At 52.9% G+C, this 14,041-nt stretch carries 14 protein-coding genes; 6 read left to right on the top strand and 8 right to left on the bottom strand.

The window, feature by feature from the left end; genetic code table 11:
- The first annotated feature begins 189 nt into the window (after positions 1-189).
- The gene (locus GOX63_RS17580) at positions 190-1,071 is read left to right on the top strand and encodes a cation diffusion facilitator family transporter (RefSeq protein WP_170546639.1); all 882 of its coding nucleotides are present in this window, start codon (positions 190-192) and stop codon (positions 1,069-1,071) included.
- A 158-nt stretch (positions 1,072-1,229) separates the two neighbouring features.
- The gene (locus GOX63_RS23650; protein WP_174826827.1) at positions 1,230-2,066 is read left to right on the top strand and encodes a hypothetical protein; all 837 of its coding nucleotides are present in this window, start codon (positions 1,230-1,232) and stop codon (positions 2,064-2,066) included.
- 75 nt (positions 2,067-2,141) lie between these two features.
- Here the strand turns inward: GOX63_RS23650 and GOX63_RS17570 are convergent, their stop codons facing one another.
- The 3 genes from GOX63_RS17570 to GOX63_RS17560 form a co-directional block, all read right to left on the bottom strand.
- Entirely contained in the window at positions 2,142-2,789 is a 648-nt protein-coding gene (locus GOX63_RS17570; RefSeq protein WP_170546636.1) for a response regulator, read from the bottom strand.
- Complete coding sequence (locus tag GOX63_RS17565) at positions 2,786-4,189, bottom strand: sensor histidine kinase (protein WP_170546633.1); 1,404 nt, start codon at positions 4,187-4,189, stop codon at positions 2,786-2,788. The genes GOX63_RS17570 and GOX63_RS17565 overlap by 4 nt, the downstream gene beginning before the upstream one ends.
- A gap of 103 nt (positions 4,190-4,292) precedes the next feature.
- On the bottom strand, positions 4,293-4,691 hold the full coding sequence (locus GOX63_RS17560) for a MerR family transcriptional regulator (protein ID WP_170546631.1): 399 nt from the start codon (positions 4,689-4,691) through the stop codon (positions 4,293-4,295).
- A 99-nt stretch (positions 4,692-4,790) separates the two neighbouring features.
- On the opposite strand from GOX63_RS17560, the gene GOX63_RS17555 reads away from it, so the two are divergent.
- Together GOX63_RS17555 and GOX63_RS23850 are read left to right on the top strand one after the other, a co-directional pair.
- On the top strand, positions 4,791-5,114 hold the full coding sequence (locus tag GOX63_RS17555; protein WP_170546628.1) for a hypothetical protein: 324 nt from the start codon (positions 4,791-4,793) through the stop codon (positions 5,112-5,114).
- Positions 5,115-5,118: 4 nt separating this feature from the next.
- Entirely contained in the window at positions 5,119-5,337 is a 219-nt protein-coding gene (locus tag GOX63_RS23850) for a GDCCVxC domain-containing (seleno)protein (protein WP_254435998.1), read from the top strand.
- A gap of 267 nt (positions 5,338-5,604) precedes the next feature.
- Here GOX63_RS23850 and GOX63_RS17550 read toward each other — a convergent pair whose 3' ends face one another.
- The gene (locus GOX63_RS17550) at positions 5,605-6,483 is read right to left on the bottom strand and encodes a LysR family transcriptional regulator (RefSeq protein WP_170326739.1); all 879 of its coding nucleotides are present in this window, start codon (positions 6,481-6,483) and stop codon (positions 5,605-5,607) included.
- 75 nt (positions 6,484-6,558) lie between these two features.
- Here GOX63_RS17550 and GOX63_RS17545 point away from each other — a divergent pair, with 75 nt between their 5' ends.
- Both GOX63_RS17545 and GOX63_RS17540 read left to right on the top strand, forming a co-directional pair.
- Positions 6,559-7,476, top strand: coding sequence for a DMT family transporter (locus tag GOX63_RS17545; protein ID WP_170326740.1), 918 nt, complete (start codon positions 6,559-6,561; stop codon positions 7,474-7,476).
- A 674-nt stretch (positions 7,477-8,150) separates the two neighbouring features.
- Complete coding sequence (locus GOX63_RS17540) at positions 8,151-9,461, top strand: MFS transporter (RefSeq protein ID WP_170546625.1); 1,311 nt, start codon at positions 8,151-8,153, stop codon at positions 9,459-9,461.
- A 205-nt stretch (positions 9,462-9,666) separates the two neighbouring features.
- On the opposite strand, the gene GOX63_RS17535 is transcribed toward GOX63_RS17540, so the two are convergent.
- From GOX63_RS17535 to GOX63_RS17520, 4 genes are all read right to left on the bottom strand, one after another.
- Positions 9,667-10,218, bottom strand: coding sequence for a 2OG-Fe(II) oxygenase (locus GOX63_RS17535; protein WP_170546624.1), 552 nt, complete (start codon positions 10,216-10,218; stop codon positions 9,667-9,669).
- A gap of 250 nt (positions 10,219-10,468) precedes the next feature.
- Positions 10,469-10,738 carry a hypothetical protein gene (locus GOX63_RS17530; protein ID WP_170546621.1) on the bottom strand — a complete coding sequence of 90 codons (270 nt, stop codon included), beginning with the start codon at positions 10,736-10,738 and terminating at the stop codon, positions 10,469-10,471.
- Between the two features lie 402 nt (positions 10,739-11,140).
- Positions 11,141-12,004 (bottom strand): LysR family transcriptional regulator, encoded by an 864-nt coding sequence (locus GOX63_RS17525; RefSeq protein ID WP_170546619.1) that lies wholly within the window; start codon positions 12,002-12,004, stop codon positions 11,141-11,143.
- Between the two features lie 351 nt (positions 12,005-12,355).
- The gene (locus GOX63_RS17520) at positions 12,356-13,930 is read right to left on the bottom strand and encodes a trypsin-like peptidase domain-containing protein (RefSeq protein ID WP_170546616.1); all 1,575 of its coding nucleotides are present in this window, start codon (positions 13,928-13,930) and stop codon (positions 12,356-12,358) included.
- Positions 13,931-14,041 lie beyond the last annotated feature (111 nt).

Here is a 14,041-nt window from a genome sequence, read left to right as displayed (position 1 = left end):
GTAACCATCAGGTCCATCCAAGTAACGGATGTATGACACTATGGTGCTGGAGCCATTTACTACAGCCGGCCGTGCATGACCGACCTGTGGCCCTATTCATTATTACCCAACTCCTGTCTTACGTGTTAAGTACGGTCGCTCACCTGTTCCCAGGATCATTTGTAACGATTGACTAAGGGTCGTGACGGAATGACACAAAAAATCGCTCTTTGGTCCATTCCGATATCCATTGCGGTACTGGCCCTAAAACTGTTGGCTTGGTGGCTGACAGGCTCGGTGGCGTTGTTGTCGGACGCAATGGAATCTACCGTGAATGTCGTTGCGGCGTTGCTGGCATACTTCGCAGTTCGGGTTGCCAATAAACCCCCTGATGAAAACCACCCCTTTGGTCACAAAAAAGCCGAGTATCTTTCTGCCGTCGTCGAGGGCGTACTGATTGTGCTGGCGGCGTTCTTGATCATCAGAGAAGCTGTGCTGGCACTCCCAAACCCGCATCTTAAGGATGCACCGCTGCTTGGAATCGTCGTCAATGTTTTTGCAACGGGTGTGAATGGCGCATGGGCTTACCTATTGCTCAAAATTGGCAGGCGCGAGGGTTCGCCTGCATTGGAGGCAAGCTCCCGGCACATTTTCACAGATGTCATGACCTCAGTTGGTGTCATCGCAGGTCTGATACTCGCACTTGTCACCGGCTGGCTGATCCTCGATCCGATCCTGGCAATTCTTGTTGCACTGAACATCTTGTGGGAGGGCTGGAAAGTTATTCGGTCGTCCGTCGATGGCCTGATGGATGTGACACTTTCGGACCATGACTTGCAGACTGTTTCCAACGCAATCGAAGCAAATCTCGGCGCAGCCTTAGAGTACCACGACCTCAAAGGGCGCAGATCCGCAAATGTCATCTTCGTGGAGTTTCATCTTGTTGTGGACGGCGCAATGCCAGTCAGAGCGGCGCATGATATATGCAATGACATCGAGGAAGAATTGGATCGTTTGTATCCGGGTTCCGTCTTTGTCATTCACCTCGAACCTGATGACGAGTTGAAGGGTGACGGGGTTAGTTCCCACTAAACTGGTCAAATGGCTCAGCAAAACTCTATTAGTATGACTGATCTGACTAAGACGTTCGGCTTGAAATTCGTCAGACCTAAGCCCGATGTGGGAAAGCCGAACCAGAAGTAACCTGTCTTCAATGTCACGAAGCGTGATGACCAGAATTGGAGGCGAAAATGAAAATTCAAAGAAAGCTGGGTCAACTTCTTAGTACAGCGGCGTTGGCTTCGTTTATTGCGGCGACGCCTTATGTGCCAGCGTTTGATGCCGATGGTCGCCTACATTTTGAACCGTCATATGCCTTTGCCAAGAGCGGCAAGGGGAAAGACGGGGATGGTCGCGACGATGATCGTGACGACGACAGAGATGATGACCGCGACGACAACTCGGGGTCGGGTAATAGCGGCCGTGGTGGTGACCGGGACGATGATCGTGATGACGATGGAGACGATGATCGTGACGACGACCGAGATGATGATCGTGAAGACAATTCAGGATCGGGCAAAAGTGGTCGCGACGACGATGATGACGATGACGATGACTCGAAACGCTCCAATATAGGCAGCGGAAAGAAGGATCGGTCTCAAGCAGGGGGCAAGCCGTCGGGTTCGGCTGGGATAACAAAGGTCGAAACAAACGCTAACGGGATTGAAGTGCGTTACGCCGACGGAACCAAGGAGGAGATCGAAAACGGGCGGTATGAGAGAAAGAACGCGCAAAACCGAACTGTTGAGGAGCGCCCTGCGACCGGTGCAGACGTCTCAAGGCTTCGGTCTTTGGCGAATGGTATCTCAATCGACAGCGTGCGTTCTGCTGGGCAAGGCGGCACTGCTGGAAGTCGGCCCACGAAAATCGAACGCCAAGGCAACAATATCGAAGTGAACTATGCCAATGGTTGGAAAGAGGAGATCGAGTTTGGGCGCTACGAGTTGAAAGACCCGTACAACCGGACTGTTGTCGAGAGAAACGCAACGGCCTCTGATCGCCGGAGGTTACAGTCGGTTACCAACTGAACAGCAACACCAGTCGATAATCCGTTGGCGGCTTCTGATTGAGAGGGGCCGCCATCGTCGTTAATGAGACCGCTGTTAGTCTCCCTTGTTCCAAACATCATGTGCAATAAGCGCGGCCTCTACCCGATTTCGCGCATGAAGCTTGGACAGGATTGCCGTCATGTAGTGTTTCACGGTCTTTTCCTGAAGGTCTAACTCGTCGGCGATTTCACGATTACTCAGTCCTTTGGCCACACGTCTCAGTATCTCTTCCTCACGATGCGTTAGGTCATCGAGAATGCTGCTGTTAATAGACATGCCGGTGTCGGCGTTGATTTGAAGCAATACTCGCGAGGCCAAGCCCGGAGAAACGAACCCTTCACCTGCGGCAATGCTGTGTAAGGAAGCAGTTAGTTCGCTCGCGGTTACTCCCTTCACAATGTACCCAATCGCGCCCGCCTCCAATGCGTCCGCGACATCGCTGCTGTTCTCTGAGACCGTCAAAATTGCAATGACGGGTGGATTTTCCATTGCAGCAATTTTACGTGTCGCGCTTATCCCGCCACCGGGCATAGAGAGGTCAAGAATAGCTATGTCCGGCTGATGCGTGCCGACCAGCGACACTGCCTCTTCAGCGTTGGACCCAGCGGCCAAAACTTCAAAACCATCAGCTTCATCCAACGTTCGTTGCAAACCATCCCTGAATATCGGGTGATCATCAGCTATTACGACAGACGTAGTCATGATGTGCCTAACTTTCTGGGGAATAGTGTCATAGCAATGGTGGTGCCTTCGCCCGGTCTCGATGCGACTTCGAACCGCCCACCAATACTCTCGACCCGATCTCGCAAGCCCATTAACCCCTGGCCACCATCGTCTCGCATCGCGGTTTCTTCTGACTTGTCAAATCCAGGTCCGTCGTCTGTGACCTTCACAACTATGCAGTCGCTCTGCGCCTCAGAGATAACAGTGCACTTGGAAGCTGGAGCATATCTCGCGGCATTAGAAAGCGTCTCCTGAAGGAACCGAAAAACGCACAGCTTGTCGGACAATGACAACTCTGGGGCCAGGCTACCCAGAAGTGAAATATCCGGTCGCAACGGGCTGTGTTCGACGTGATCCTCTACGGCTCTCTTTACAACATCGACGAGTGTCAAGCTGTCGATATCTGGCGCGGACAGCCCTCGCGATATTGCACGAATCTCAGCAAGAGATTTTTGCAAAGACTGTTGAATTTCCTCTGCCTCTTTAGGTCTTTCGGACTCTTTGGAAAACGCCGCCTCCAGTCTAAGGGCGGCGAGCGACAGGTATTGCGCAGGACCGTCATGTAGCTCGGCACCAAGCTTCTTGAGAAATCGATCTGTTTGCGTGGCATATCTTTCTGACGCCTCGACCACACGCGAGCGCAGCCGGGCATTCTGCTCGGCCATCCTCTCACTTTCTGTCAGGCGCTGTTTAAGAAGAGCTCCCTGTCGTCGAATTGTTTTGTCACCAATTGCGACGATGGAATACAGAACAATAGTACTTGCCAGAAATGCGGAACCGACGACCAACCAACTTGTTCGCCTGGCCTTGGCCAAATCTAACTCCAGCTGATCGGCTCTTTCGTAGAACTCCGCAACCGCGATGATTTCGCCGGACCAGAGTTCGCGGATGGGGCTGTAAACTTCAAGTAGTGGTATCCCCAATGCCGCCTCGGCGGCGCTCTCGGCATGATCAAGCTCTTCGAAAGAGCCGGAGATATCACCGCTCCACGCCCGCCTCAAGTCATCCGTTGGATTGAAACGGTATCCAATGATGTCTGTATCAGAGGCATGTGCAATCACACCGCCTTGCTTCCAGAATTTGTAGGAGACAATGCGGTCACGCATTGGCTGGGTCATGAAAATCTCGTCCAGCGCCAGGCTCGCCTGCTCAGAAAGATGGTCGCCATGTGCCAATTCCTGGCTGAGCGGGGATACCACGCTTTCCATATACAGCGCTGCGGAGTTGGCGGAGTTTTGGACGACTGCGTTCTGGATTCGATTCGACACCCAAACCCCGACTATTGCGGTAGCAGTACCCATCACGGAAATGCTGGCCGCAAGAAACACTCGCGACAACGACCAATTGCCAATCGTCAGGTCAGTTACTTTCGCTTTCATCGTGAAATCGACTATGAACTACAATCTGTTATCGCACCACAGACCTTGGTCTGACGTGATCTGGCTAAATCTCAGATCCTGTGCTTCCACCGAGTGGCCAGAGTCAGATATTATCCATCGTTCTCAGTCTTTGCAGCATCGGGCATTGAACGTTTCCGCTATCACAATTGGCCGTAAGCTCACGCAAGGCGTGCTCCAGGCGTCTGAGCTCATCAATTTTGCTTCGAACGCTGGCAATGTGTGCCTCGGCCAGTTCTTTCACAGATCGACATTCTTCGGCACTTCCTTCTGACAGCTCCAAAAGCGCTTTTGCGTCTGAGAGAGGAAACCCCAGGTCGCGGCATTTCTTCAAAAATCGAAGTCTTCCAACATCGCTTGCTGAATAGAGGCGGCGATTATTCTGAGCTCGTGCGGGCCTTGGCACTATACCTTCGCGTTCATAGTAGCGGATGGTTTCTATTCCAACCCCGCTTTGCCGGGAAGCCTCACCTATCGCAATCATGTGAAGTACCTCCGCTTGATCCTGTAGCTACTACAGGAGTTATACGCTCTGAATGCTGGTGCCTCAACACATTCAAATCGAGTACCCAGGGAGCGAAAGATGAAGAAGTATTTGACCCTCAGCTACCTGGGATCGGTTTCCGCTCTGGGGGTTGCGACATGCTGTGTTCTTCCAATGGCCATGATGTTGCTCGGCTTGGGTGGCAGTTGGTTGGCGATGTTCGGAAAAATAGCGGCAGCAAGCTACTATGTTCTCGCCATCTCAACAGCGCTGATCGCGGTTTCGTGGTTCGTAGCGCATCGAAACGGGACGTTGGCAAATCTGAAATGGTGGCTTGTCGGAAGCACGGCGATCACCGCGCTGGCATGGGTCATCGTGTTCAATGAGGCTCAAATCAACGATTATCTAATCATGCGGATGTGAGACAATGACAAAACAAACTGTGGTGCTGGATAGCACTTTGACCTGCCCTCGGTGTGGGCACGTTGAAATCGAGAAAATGTCAACTGACTCGTGCCAGTGGTTTTATGAATGCAAATCATGCAAGTCAGTTTTGAAGCCTTTAGAAGGCGATTGCTGTGTTTTTTGTTCCTACGCAACTGTCCCGTGCCCGCCAATTCAGTTAGGTGACTGCTGTTGTGGATAAGCGGGCCGCACCCGCGACATCCGAGAAAGATGTTGATTGTCCGTGTTGGCTCGTCCACCAAAGTTTGCAAAGTCTGGTTTCTGCGCATCGCTGACATTGGTGCTTTCAGCAACATCGGTTGGTTTGGGGCTCGAAGCGGTCGCTCGTAGAGTTTGGGCGAACGTCTGCTTCGCAGACAAACCAGCCGTTCACATAGTGTTTTCTAATGTCCGGTTCGAGCCCAAAAGGTTCAAATCGAGATGTCGCCTCTCTCCCTTGCTCGCGTCGTCAGAGATCGTCTCTACTCTTTTCCATGATTTCGATAAAAGCGACCGCCGCAGGGGATGGCGTTGCGTACTGGTGCATCGCGAGCCCAATTTTTCGTGTCCTGACTGAGTTCAGCGGCTTGCTGACCCAACCCTCTTTACCATTCGTTGGCGGCAAGGCCATCTCGGCCACGACCGAGACGCCTTGATTGCGTGCCACCATGGTCAAAGTACTTAGCACCTGCGATGTCCGATACCGAACATTTGGGCTAAGTCGGGACTGAGTGAACAGACGGCGAATGATCCGGGCAGAACCAGATTCCGGCATGATGAAAGGCATTTCACACAACTGCTCCAATCGGATTGAGGATTGTCCGGCCAAAGTGCTGTCAGCTGCAACCAAGGCGACAAACTGGTCCTGTGCGACAGGCCATGTCCGGAAGCGTTCATCCGGTAAAACAACAAAACCGAGATCAATGCGCCGGTCTTCGATCCAACGGATAATCTCATCGTCAGGGGCTTCTTCAATCAACACTTCGATTCCGGGATGGGCTTCGTGAAATGAATCGAGAAGGCGCGGCAGTATCTGCAAGGATGACGTCGCACCAAAAGATCCGATGCGCAGTCTGCCGGTCTGCACTCCACGATATTCCGAGGCCTCTTGATGCATGGCATCGGCCAGCCCAAGAATTTCACGTGCGCGGGACAGAAGTCGTTCGCCCAGCGGGGTCAGTTCGATTGGCGATACAGTGCGATCAAAAAGCGTGACGCCAAGCTCATCCTCTAGACTCTTGAGCGCATGAGACACTGCGGGCTGGCTGATACCAAGTCGCAGGCCAGCTGCCGTGAACCCGCGCGTTTCGGCAAGCGTATTGAAGATTTCAAGTTGACCGAGGGTCATAAGTAAATACTCATTTGACTATAACATAGTATAACTGAAATTCGACGTGGGCAATCCGATGTTTTAGGTGATCCCATGTCCCAAACCCTATCTTATTCCATCGCGTCGCATAACGCCTTGCTTTACGTCCGGCTTTCAATGGTAGCCTTCCTGTGGGGTGGCACATTTGTCGCCGGTCGCATGGTTTCGACCGAAATGTCTCCGCTGGTCGCTGCAACGGCACGGTTTGGCTTGGCATCGCTGGCATTGCTTTATCTCGTATGGAAAAAAGAAGGCGGTTTACCACGCCTCACTTGGCGGCAGAGCGTGTTGATGGGGCTTCTCGGGCTGTCCGGCGTTTGCCTTTACAATCTGTTCTTCTTTGCCGCTCTGACTGAGATGCCAGCTTCGCGAACAGCGCTGTTTGTTGCCTTTAATCCAATTGCCGTAGCTCTAGCCGGAGGGCTCGTTGCGCGGCGTTTCCTACCGATTGGACAAGCTGTCGGGATTTGTGTGGCACTAGTCGGGGCCGTGATCGTGATTAGCGGAGGAGACATTGCAGGGCTGATGTCTGACGCTCGGCAGAGTTTTGGGCGGGGAGAGCTGTTCATGCTGGCTGCGGTAGGCAGTTGGGTGTGCTATACGCTTCTTGGAGGTAAGGCGCTTGGAAGCATAACACCGCTGGCAGCAACCACTTGGGCTGCGCTAATTGGGTTTATATTTCTGGCTTTAGGGTTGCCGCTGACCGGTCCCGTTCAACTGCCGCAAATACCGACGTTCACTTGCACCTTAGCCATCATCTATCTGGCCATTGGTGGCACAGTCGTCCCATTTGTTTGGTACTATAGGGGGGTACGAACGCTTGGGCCTGAGCGTACTGCGGTATTCACCAATCTCGTCCCCGTCTTCGGAGTGGCCCTTGGAGCTGCTGTCTTGCAGGAACCAGTTGAGGCTTCCATGTTGCTTGGTGGTACGCTGGTGATTGCCGGAGTTTCACTCACCAATCGGGTATGATGCCATATGCCAAGGAAAAGGCGGCTAGGCAGTGTTGTTTGTTGATCGGTTACCGGTTTTCGCTGCGGACGTCGACGTTTTCAAAAACCCGGGCAATAAAGGAAGGCCGATACTAAGCCGACCTTCATACATCGTGCAGCATCGAACACATTGGGCTCGAAGCGGTCAATCGCTGCAACTTACATGAATGTCTGCTTCGCTGACAAAGCTGCCGATAAGTCAGCTTGTTGGGATGTATGAAAACGGCCCATTGCCGACCTTGAGCGAGGCCTTCAGATGTTGCAGCCGCAGCCCGCTTTGCCGACATTCGCTGCGACAGCAAAGCCTGGGCGAGCCTGAATTCACAGATCACGGACAATACCGACTTTTGCAGCCACGACTTTTGCTCATGCCGAAATTGCCCGCATCCGCAGCGGTAGATTTTTCGGCCGAGCAGTGATTTCCCGTTTGCGGCTTTTCTACTGGGCGAATCCAGCCCGAGTTCAGCAATCCTTTCGCTGTAATCAGCGTTGAAAATCGAACGCCAGCGAAGCGGGTTGTAAAAAAAGAAAGCGAAGTTCCGTTTCGGAATTTTTGTAACTTATGCGATTAGCAAAAACGACATCGGGTCGCTGGCAGGAAAGAAAAAATGAGGAAACAGGTTTGACTAGTTCCCAGTCCATTGAGCATTACTCATGCATGAACGCCGAATACCAGAATGGCTTCGCCATGCGCCAGCACCCAGTGTGCGGGGATTCGCCATTCTGGCGGGTACAGAGGCGATTGCCAGAGGTATTTTGATCTCTGTCTTTCCGGTAGCGATATACAACGCGCTGAAGGATGCGCGATTTGTATCCGAAATTTATTTCGCCATTGGCGCAGTTTCACTCTTGATCGGTCTTCTGATTCCCTACCTGATCCGGTTTGTCCCAAGGAGATGGGTCTATGTGTTCGGCACTCTTTCGTACGTCGCGGGTGCGGTTGTGACGATCGTTGCGACCCCTGCCGCCGTTATTGCGGGGCTCGCACTCACGACTTTCGCCGTTGTGACGACATTTGTGTGCTTCAACGCCTATGTACTCGACCATGTTGCCAGGATTGAACTGGGACGTTTTGAGACATCTCGGCTTTTCTACAGTGCGCTGGGTTGGACGGCTGGCCCTGCGCTTGGCGCGATATTGTACGAATGGTGGCAACCTGCGCCGTTCCTGATTGCAGCCGGTGCAGCGATTGTCATGCTGCTCATCTTTCTTGTTATGCGCCTCGGAAACGGCAGGCTCATCACCAGAAGCCAATGCGCTCCCGCAAATCCGTTCGCCTATTTCGGTAGGTTTTTTGCGCAACCGCGATTGGTCGCCGGATGGGTATTCGCAGTCGTTCGTTCCTGCGGGTGGTGGATTTATGTCGTATACCTGCCCATCTATGCGGTTCAGAACGGGCTTGGCAGCCAGCTAGGAGGGATTGCTTTATCGATTTCCAACGCCGCCCTGTTTTGCACCCCACTGATGCTTCGTTTCATGCAGCGCAGTTCGGTGCGCGCAGCAGTCAGAACGGGATTTCTCATGTCCGGGCTGCTGTTTCTTTTTGCTGGCGTTCCATTCGGATTCCCTGAAGTCACCATCGCGTTCTTAATGATGGGCTCGATTTTCCTGATCTTGCTTGATGTTTCCGCAGGTTTGCCGTTCCTTCTCGCGGTCAAACCTTCCGAACGAACTGAGATGTCAGCAATTTACGCGAGCTTTCGCGATGTTTCGGGTATTATTACACCCGGTGCCGCCTGGCTGGTTCTTCTCGTGGCACCGCTCTCTGGCGTGTTCGCCGCGGGTGGCGCTGGTTTGCTTTGGACGTGGGTTCTGGCTCGCAAGCTGCACCCCCGGTTGGGTCAGACACGCATATCTGTCGAAAGTACTTCAAAGGTAGCTGGCAAAGTTGCTTCTGATATGGTGAGCGTGCCAAACATAGTCCATGAGAAATCAGTCGCCAGTCACTTACCGACGGATACATAATAGAGGCCAGCTACTGAGTGACCAAAGCAACTCAGGCGTTGGTGCCGTGCGGATTCCAGGATTTGGCAGAGGCGTTGGACTACAAGAATTGCCATTTCAGCGCACATGTTAAAGGCAAGCCTAACACTTTCGACTCTCTTTCCTACACGAAAGGAATGGTTAGCCTTGTGGTCTCGGACTCTAAATTAAACGAGTACGGAAATCGTTAGCGAAACGCCGGGCCATGCGCCCAGACCGTCAACGAATGCCGATCACCATTCTCAACCGGTGTCACTTGATGCAACAAAAAGCTTGGAAAGATGGTCGCGCTCCCCTGATGGCGGCTGGCCGTTACAGCATAAGCACCCGGCATAATCTCCAAGTCACCGCCGTCGTACATCCCGGGTTTGCTGAGCTGTACGACCATAGACAGCTTTCTTTTTCGGGCAACGGGCCCGTCGCCAATATCGGAATGCCACGCAAAATGACCACCATCTGATCCTTTGTAGCATGCAATCTGCGGGCTTTCCGCGAACTCGCGAAGATCGAAGTCAAACTTGCTGGTGTTGGAGCGACGAACCAGATTGATCAGGCGTGACATCACCCAATCAGAGCCGTCGACGTCGTCCAGCCAAGTCACATCCGCTCTGCGCAGATTGTGATCCTTGTTTTGCCCGACAAGCAGAGCCTCGTTCGCCGGGGCTTTTTGTGATGCAGCAACAATTTGCTCACATTCCCGCGCGGTAAATGCACCGGGAATCGAATGAACTTCCAGCATTCTGTACACCATTTTGATTGGTACTGAATTTTGCCAAAACACACAGAAGGCGCTGCGCTGTTTTCGACCTAAGAGGCCGAAAGCGACGTAGTTTTTTCCACAATCTCAAGTGTTTTCGGTCGTGCTATCCGGAGTGGGAGTTCACCTTCGGCGCTCTCGGATCCCAAACGGTATACGATGCAGGATCAAGGGACGCGAATATTGCGTCACCTGTGACTGAAATATCCAATGTTTAGGCCTTGGGTTCCCTTCAGCCTCCTTTGAACCGGTGATTGTGCCCGCACCAAGGAAGATTACCGTTTGAGTCCCATTCGTAATCGCTCGGGCGCAAACGTCGTTCCCGGTTTTCTTTTTCCGGGTCGAATTCGGACGGGTCCCATATCTCGGCGGCATCGTCCCAATCTTGTGGGCATTGCAAATCCTGCTGTTTTGCTGCCGAATGCTTCACGATCCCGAACCGTTGTGACGCAATGAAACGCCTTATGTGTTCGGTAACGCGATTAATCCAACGCCTATCCATCGATACCTCCTTTCCCTCTGCTTCGATATTTTAGGGGATCAATCTTCGTTTTCGGAGTGCCAAACCTTATGATTTTTTCTCAACTGTGCTATCGATGATCTGAATAGATGTTTGTTTTCAGTATATTGCCTCTTTGAGGGTCAATCCCCACGATTTGGCAGATTTCTATCCCTCCTTATACTGTTCTGGTTTCGATGGACGACCGTGGAGAGAAAAATGCGTTTGCACAGGTCTTTTGGTTGGAGGTACTGGGCCATCATGGGCGGCGTTTTGATGGTCGGGATTACTGCAGGTCTAATGTTCGAGTCTGGCAAAATACAACCCGCAGCAACCGAAGCCCTGGAGGCTTCCGAAAACTGACAATTCGCCTTCTACATGGTAAGCCGCGAGTAGTCCGCCATCTCAGGCCGTGACGGGAAACTGTTCTTTTGCAAAGGCACTCAATAGCTGGGCGGCCTTGCAGGGGAGGCTTTCAGGATCATCGTCTGCAAAAACAGCATAGGCGGCATAAGCAAACCGAGGAGCATCCTCAATCACCCTCAACCAACCGGTTTCGACTTCCTGCGCTACTACCCGCCAGGGGAAAAATCCGGCTCCCAGCTGGGCTTTCAAGTAGTTCAGGCCAAGAGTGCCAATTCCAAGCTGCAACATTGGCGTCGGAATTTCCGGAAAGTTCAGCAGGTGATCGGCACGGAACTCCGGCCCCCAGTCGATCAGAACATAGTTTTCTTCAAATGGGCTTCGCGAGGTATCGAAATCGCTGCTCACGAGTACGAAATCATCTTCGAACAACTGCATTGCGGTCAGCCCGACAGTGTTCCGCGGATCATACATCACAGCCAAATCCAGCGCGCCCGCAGTCGTTTGGCTTAGCAGTGTTTCAGTTGAAACCGTAGACCCGTGAACGGCCACATTCGGAAACGCTTGCATAAACTCTGGCATCGCGTCGATCAGGAACCCGTCCCACAAACTGGGCACAGCACCGATTTCCAGAGCAGCTTCCACCGCATCAGGCAGGGAGGCGTCGATCCGGGCCTGTGTCCAGCACCTGACAAGTGCCTGCGCGTGTTTATGAAAGCGGTGCCCGGCCGGAGTAAGTGTAGCACCCGATTTTCCGCGCTCGAACACTGGTCGTCCAAGCTGTTGTTCGAGTGACCGAATACGCATGCTCACTGTTGATTGCGTGACGTAAACCTTGTTGGCAGCCTCCAGAAAACTGCCCGTTTCGACAATCGCCAGAAATGTTCGCGCGAGTTCAATATCCATGGGGTATCTATTCGATTTTCAAATATAATGCATGAAGCAATTTCGCTATTCAACTAAAACAGTATGTGGCAGATTTGGCTCGTAGCATGAAACTGCTGCCGCTGTTCGGTTGCGACCCCTGGGTCTCAGAGTCCCCCATCTCGAAGTGAGTGTCGAAGAACGGCTCCCGGCAGCGCGAAGCATCTTTCATGCTACACGACCTGCCTCACCTGATCGGGAACGAATTGGCCTGCGTTCCCGATCCATATCAGGGAGTTCAATGTTTAGACCGTAGCTAAGCGCAGAACTGGTACGGTTCTGCGCTATCTCTGTCGATGGCAACAGCCAGCGAGAGTTTCGCCCCAGTGGCTGCTACCGGATTTCCTCCAGAAGCACTTTGAGGTGCGATACAGGAACACCGATGTTGGAGCCGCCAAATTCAGGTAAGATCGCGGCATTGATAGCCACCACCTCGCCATTTCGGTTCAGGGCAGGTCCGCCGCTTCCGCCGGTTGTGGTTTCAGCATCATAAACGACTGCACCGGGACTGGTCTGGGCGACGATCCCCCGGCTGGCCAGAGGTCTGATCTTGTTCTGCTCTGAAAGGTTTTTTGCAATCGTCCAGAAGTCGACGGCGCCATCGCTCTCCAGCGTTGTCAGAAAATCCGGCCCGGCCTGCACAATCAAGGCCTTTAGGCCAGTTGGAAATCCAAGCAGGAAAACTTCTTCACCTGCACGCGGCGGGTCACGTGCCAGTGAAAGCCCAAGCCCTTGAACACGGTTCGCATCAATGGACAGAAGCGCCAGATCGGCCGTTTTGCTTGCCCTAAGCAATACCGCTTCCATTGGCTTGGATTGTTCTGGCAGATAAGCTAGCAGACTAAGAATCTCGGCCTCAAGCCCCGCAGCTTTCAGGGCCTGCACCTGATCTCCGGCAGTCCATGGCAAGGCAACGTGACGGTTGGTCACCAATAAAGAAGTGCCCTTTAACAGAAACCCGGTTCCGGTGAACTGAAATTCTGCCGGCGCGCCTGCCGCATCTGGCTCAATCCATGGTTTCCCGAATGGAGTTTTTAGTTTCTCCCCGTCCGGGCCAAGCACATGCCGCAGCAATTTGCCGCTTTCAGTTTGTCGCAATCCGTAGGCCCCTTGGATAAAGGCAATGGATCGCGTCGAGCCCGTTATTACCCGCCTGGACGCACCAGCACGTTCTTCCAATGTCCCAAGGCGCTGCTCGGTGGAAATCACCTGGTTGTCAAACGCTTCTCTGAGTGCGACCAGATCATCCGCCGTCAATGCATCTTCACGCGTCTGCGTAAGCATGACAGCAACCGCCTCGATCTTGAGAGATTCCTGTTTCAGGCTGTCCGCCAGCTTCCGATCGTTCTGAAAAAGCAAATAGCCAAAGGCAAAGATCAGAAGAAGTACACCGATAACGGTAATCTTGAACAAAGCAGTGGTTTGTGATGTCAGTCGACGTCCGCCTTCGCGCACCGCACTGGACATTTTGCTGGCGAAGGGTCGTCGGCTGGAGCGCGCATACACATAAGCGTCACTTATTATGTCTTCGACAGTGTGATGTGCCGGGAATGAGTGGTCACACATCCTGTAGCGCGACATGGGACCCTTTTCACCGAACTCGATCATGTCGCCATTTCTAAGAGTTACCGAAGCAATCTTTTGACCATTGACCCAGATTTCCCGGCCGGGCAGCGCGTTTAGCGTGTAACCGCCTTGCGACCATTGAAAGGTCGCCACATCTTCGTCATGTGGGGGTACATCCTCTTTCCGCCTTATCTTCAGGATACGGTCTTGACCTAGTGAAGCGGACAAAGCGGTGCCGACAAGCCAGGTTACGGTTCCGCGAGACGGACCGGTCAAGCTTTCCAGAAATGCCCGGACATTGCCCGTTCCATATTCCGTATCGCTTTCATCCGGTAACCGCATGGTTCATCTCTGATCTTATGCGTTACACGCAGTTTATCACGCGCAATTGTGAAGCCGCCACAGCTTCTACGGAAAATGTTTGGATCGCGAGAACGGATCGTCAAGTTATAG

Origin of the sequence: Ruegeria arenilitoris (genome assembly GCF_013031355.1) — a bacterium.
GTDB lineage: Bacteria > Pseudomonadota > Alphaproteobacteria > Rhodobacterales > Rhodobacteraceae > Ruegeria > Ruegeria arenilitoris_C.
Note: the sequence above shows the minus strand (reverse complement) of the source record. Positions and strands in the feature narration are given on the sequence as shown.

Bases quoted from the DNA above. Each gene is read 5' to 3' on its own strand.
- GOX63_RS17580 (WP_170546639.1), top strand. From the start codon at position 190: ATGACACAAAAAATCGCTCTTTGGTCCATTCCGATATCCATTGCGGTA.
- GOX63_RS23650 (WP_174826827.1), top strand. From the start codon at position 1,230: ATGAAAATTCAAAGAAAGCTGGGTCAACTTCTTAGTACAGCGGCGTTG.
- GOX63_RS17570 (WP_170546636.1), bottom strand. From the start codon at position 2,789: ATGACTACGTCTGTCGTAATAGCTGATGATCACCCGATATTCAGGGAT.
- GOX63_RS17565 (WP_170546633.1), bottom strand. From the start codon at position 4,189: ATGAAAGCGAAAGTAACTGACCTGACGATTGGCAATTGGTCGTTGTCG.
- GOX63_RS17560 (WP_170546631.1), bottom strand. From the start codon at position 4,691: ATGATTGCGATAGGTGAGGCTTCCCGGCAAAGCGGGGTTGGAATAGAA.
- GOX63_RS17555 (WP_170546628.1), top strand. From the start codon at position 4,791: ATGAAGAAGTATTTGACCCTCAGCTACCTGGGATCGGTTTCCGCTCTG.
- GOX63_RS23850 (WP_254435998.1), top strand. From the start codon at position 5,119: ATGACAAAACAAACTGTGGTGCTGGATAGCACTTTGACCTGCCCTCGG.
- GOX63_RS17550 (WP_170326739.1), bottom strand. From the start codon at position 6,483: ATGACCCTCGGTCAACTTGAAATCTTCAATACGCTTGCCGAAACGCGC.
- GOX63_RS17545 (WP_170326740.1), top strand. From the start codon at position 6,559: ATGTCCCAAACCCTATCTTATTCCATCGCGTCGCATAACGCCTTGCTT.
- GOX63_RS17540 (WP_170546625.1), top strand. From the start codon at position 8,151: ATGCATGAACGCCGAATACCAGAATGGCTTCGCCATGCGCCAGCACCC.
- GOX63_RS17535 (WP_170546624.1), bottom strand. From the start codon at position 10,218: ATGCTGGAAGTTCATTCGATTCCCGGTGCATTTACCGCGCGGGAATGT.
- GOX63_RS17530 (WP_170546621.1), bottom strand. From the start codon at position 10,738: ATGGATAGGCGTTGGATTAATCGCGTTACCGAACACATAAGGCGTTTC.
- GOX63_RS17525 (WP_170546619.1), bottom strand. From the start codon at position 12,004: ATGGATATTGAACTCGCGCGAACATTTCTGGCGATTGTCGAAACGGGC.
- GOX63_RS17520 (WP_170546616.1), bottom strand. From the start codon at position 13,930: ATGCGGTTACCGGATGAAAGCGATACGGAATATGGAACGGGCAATGTC.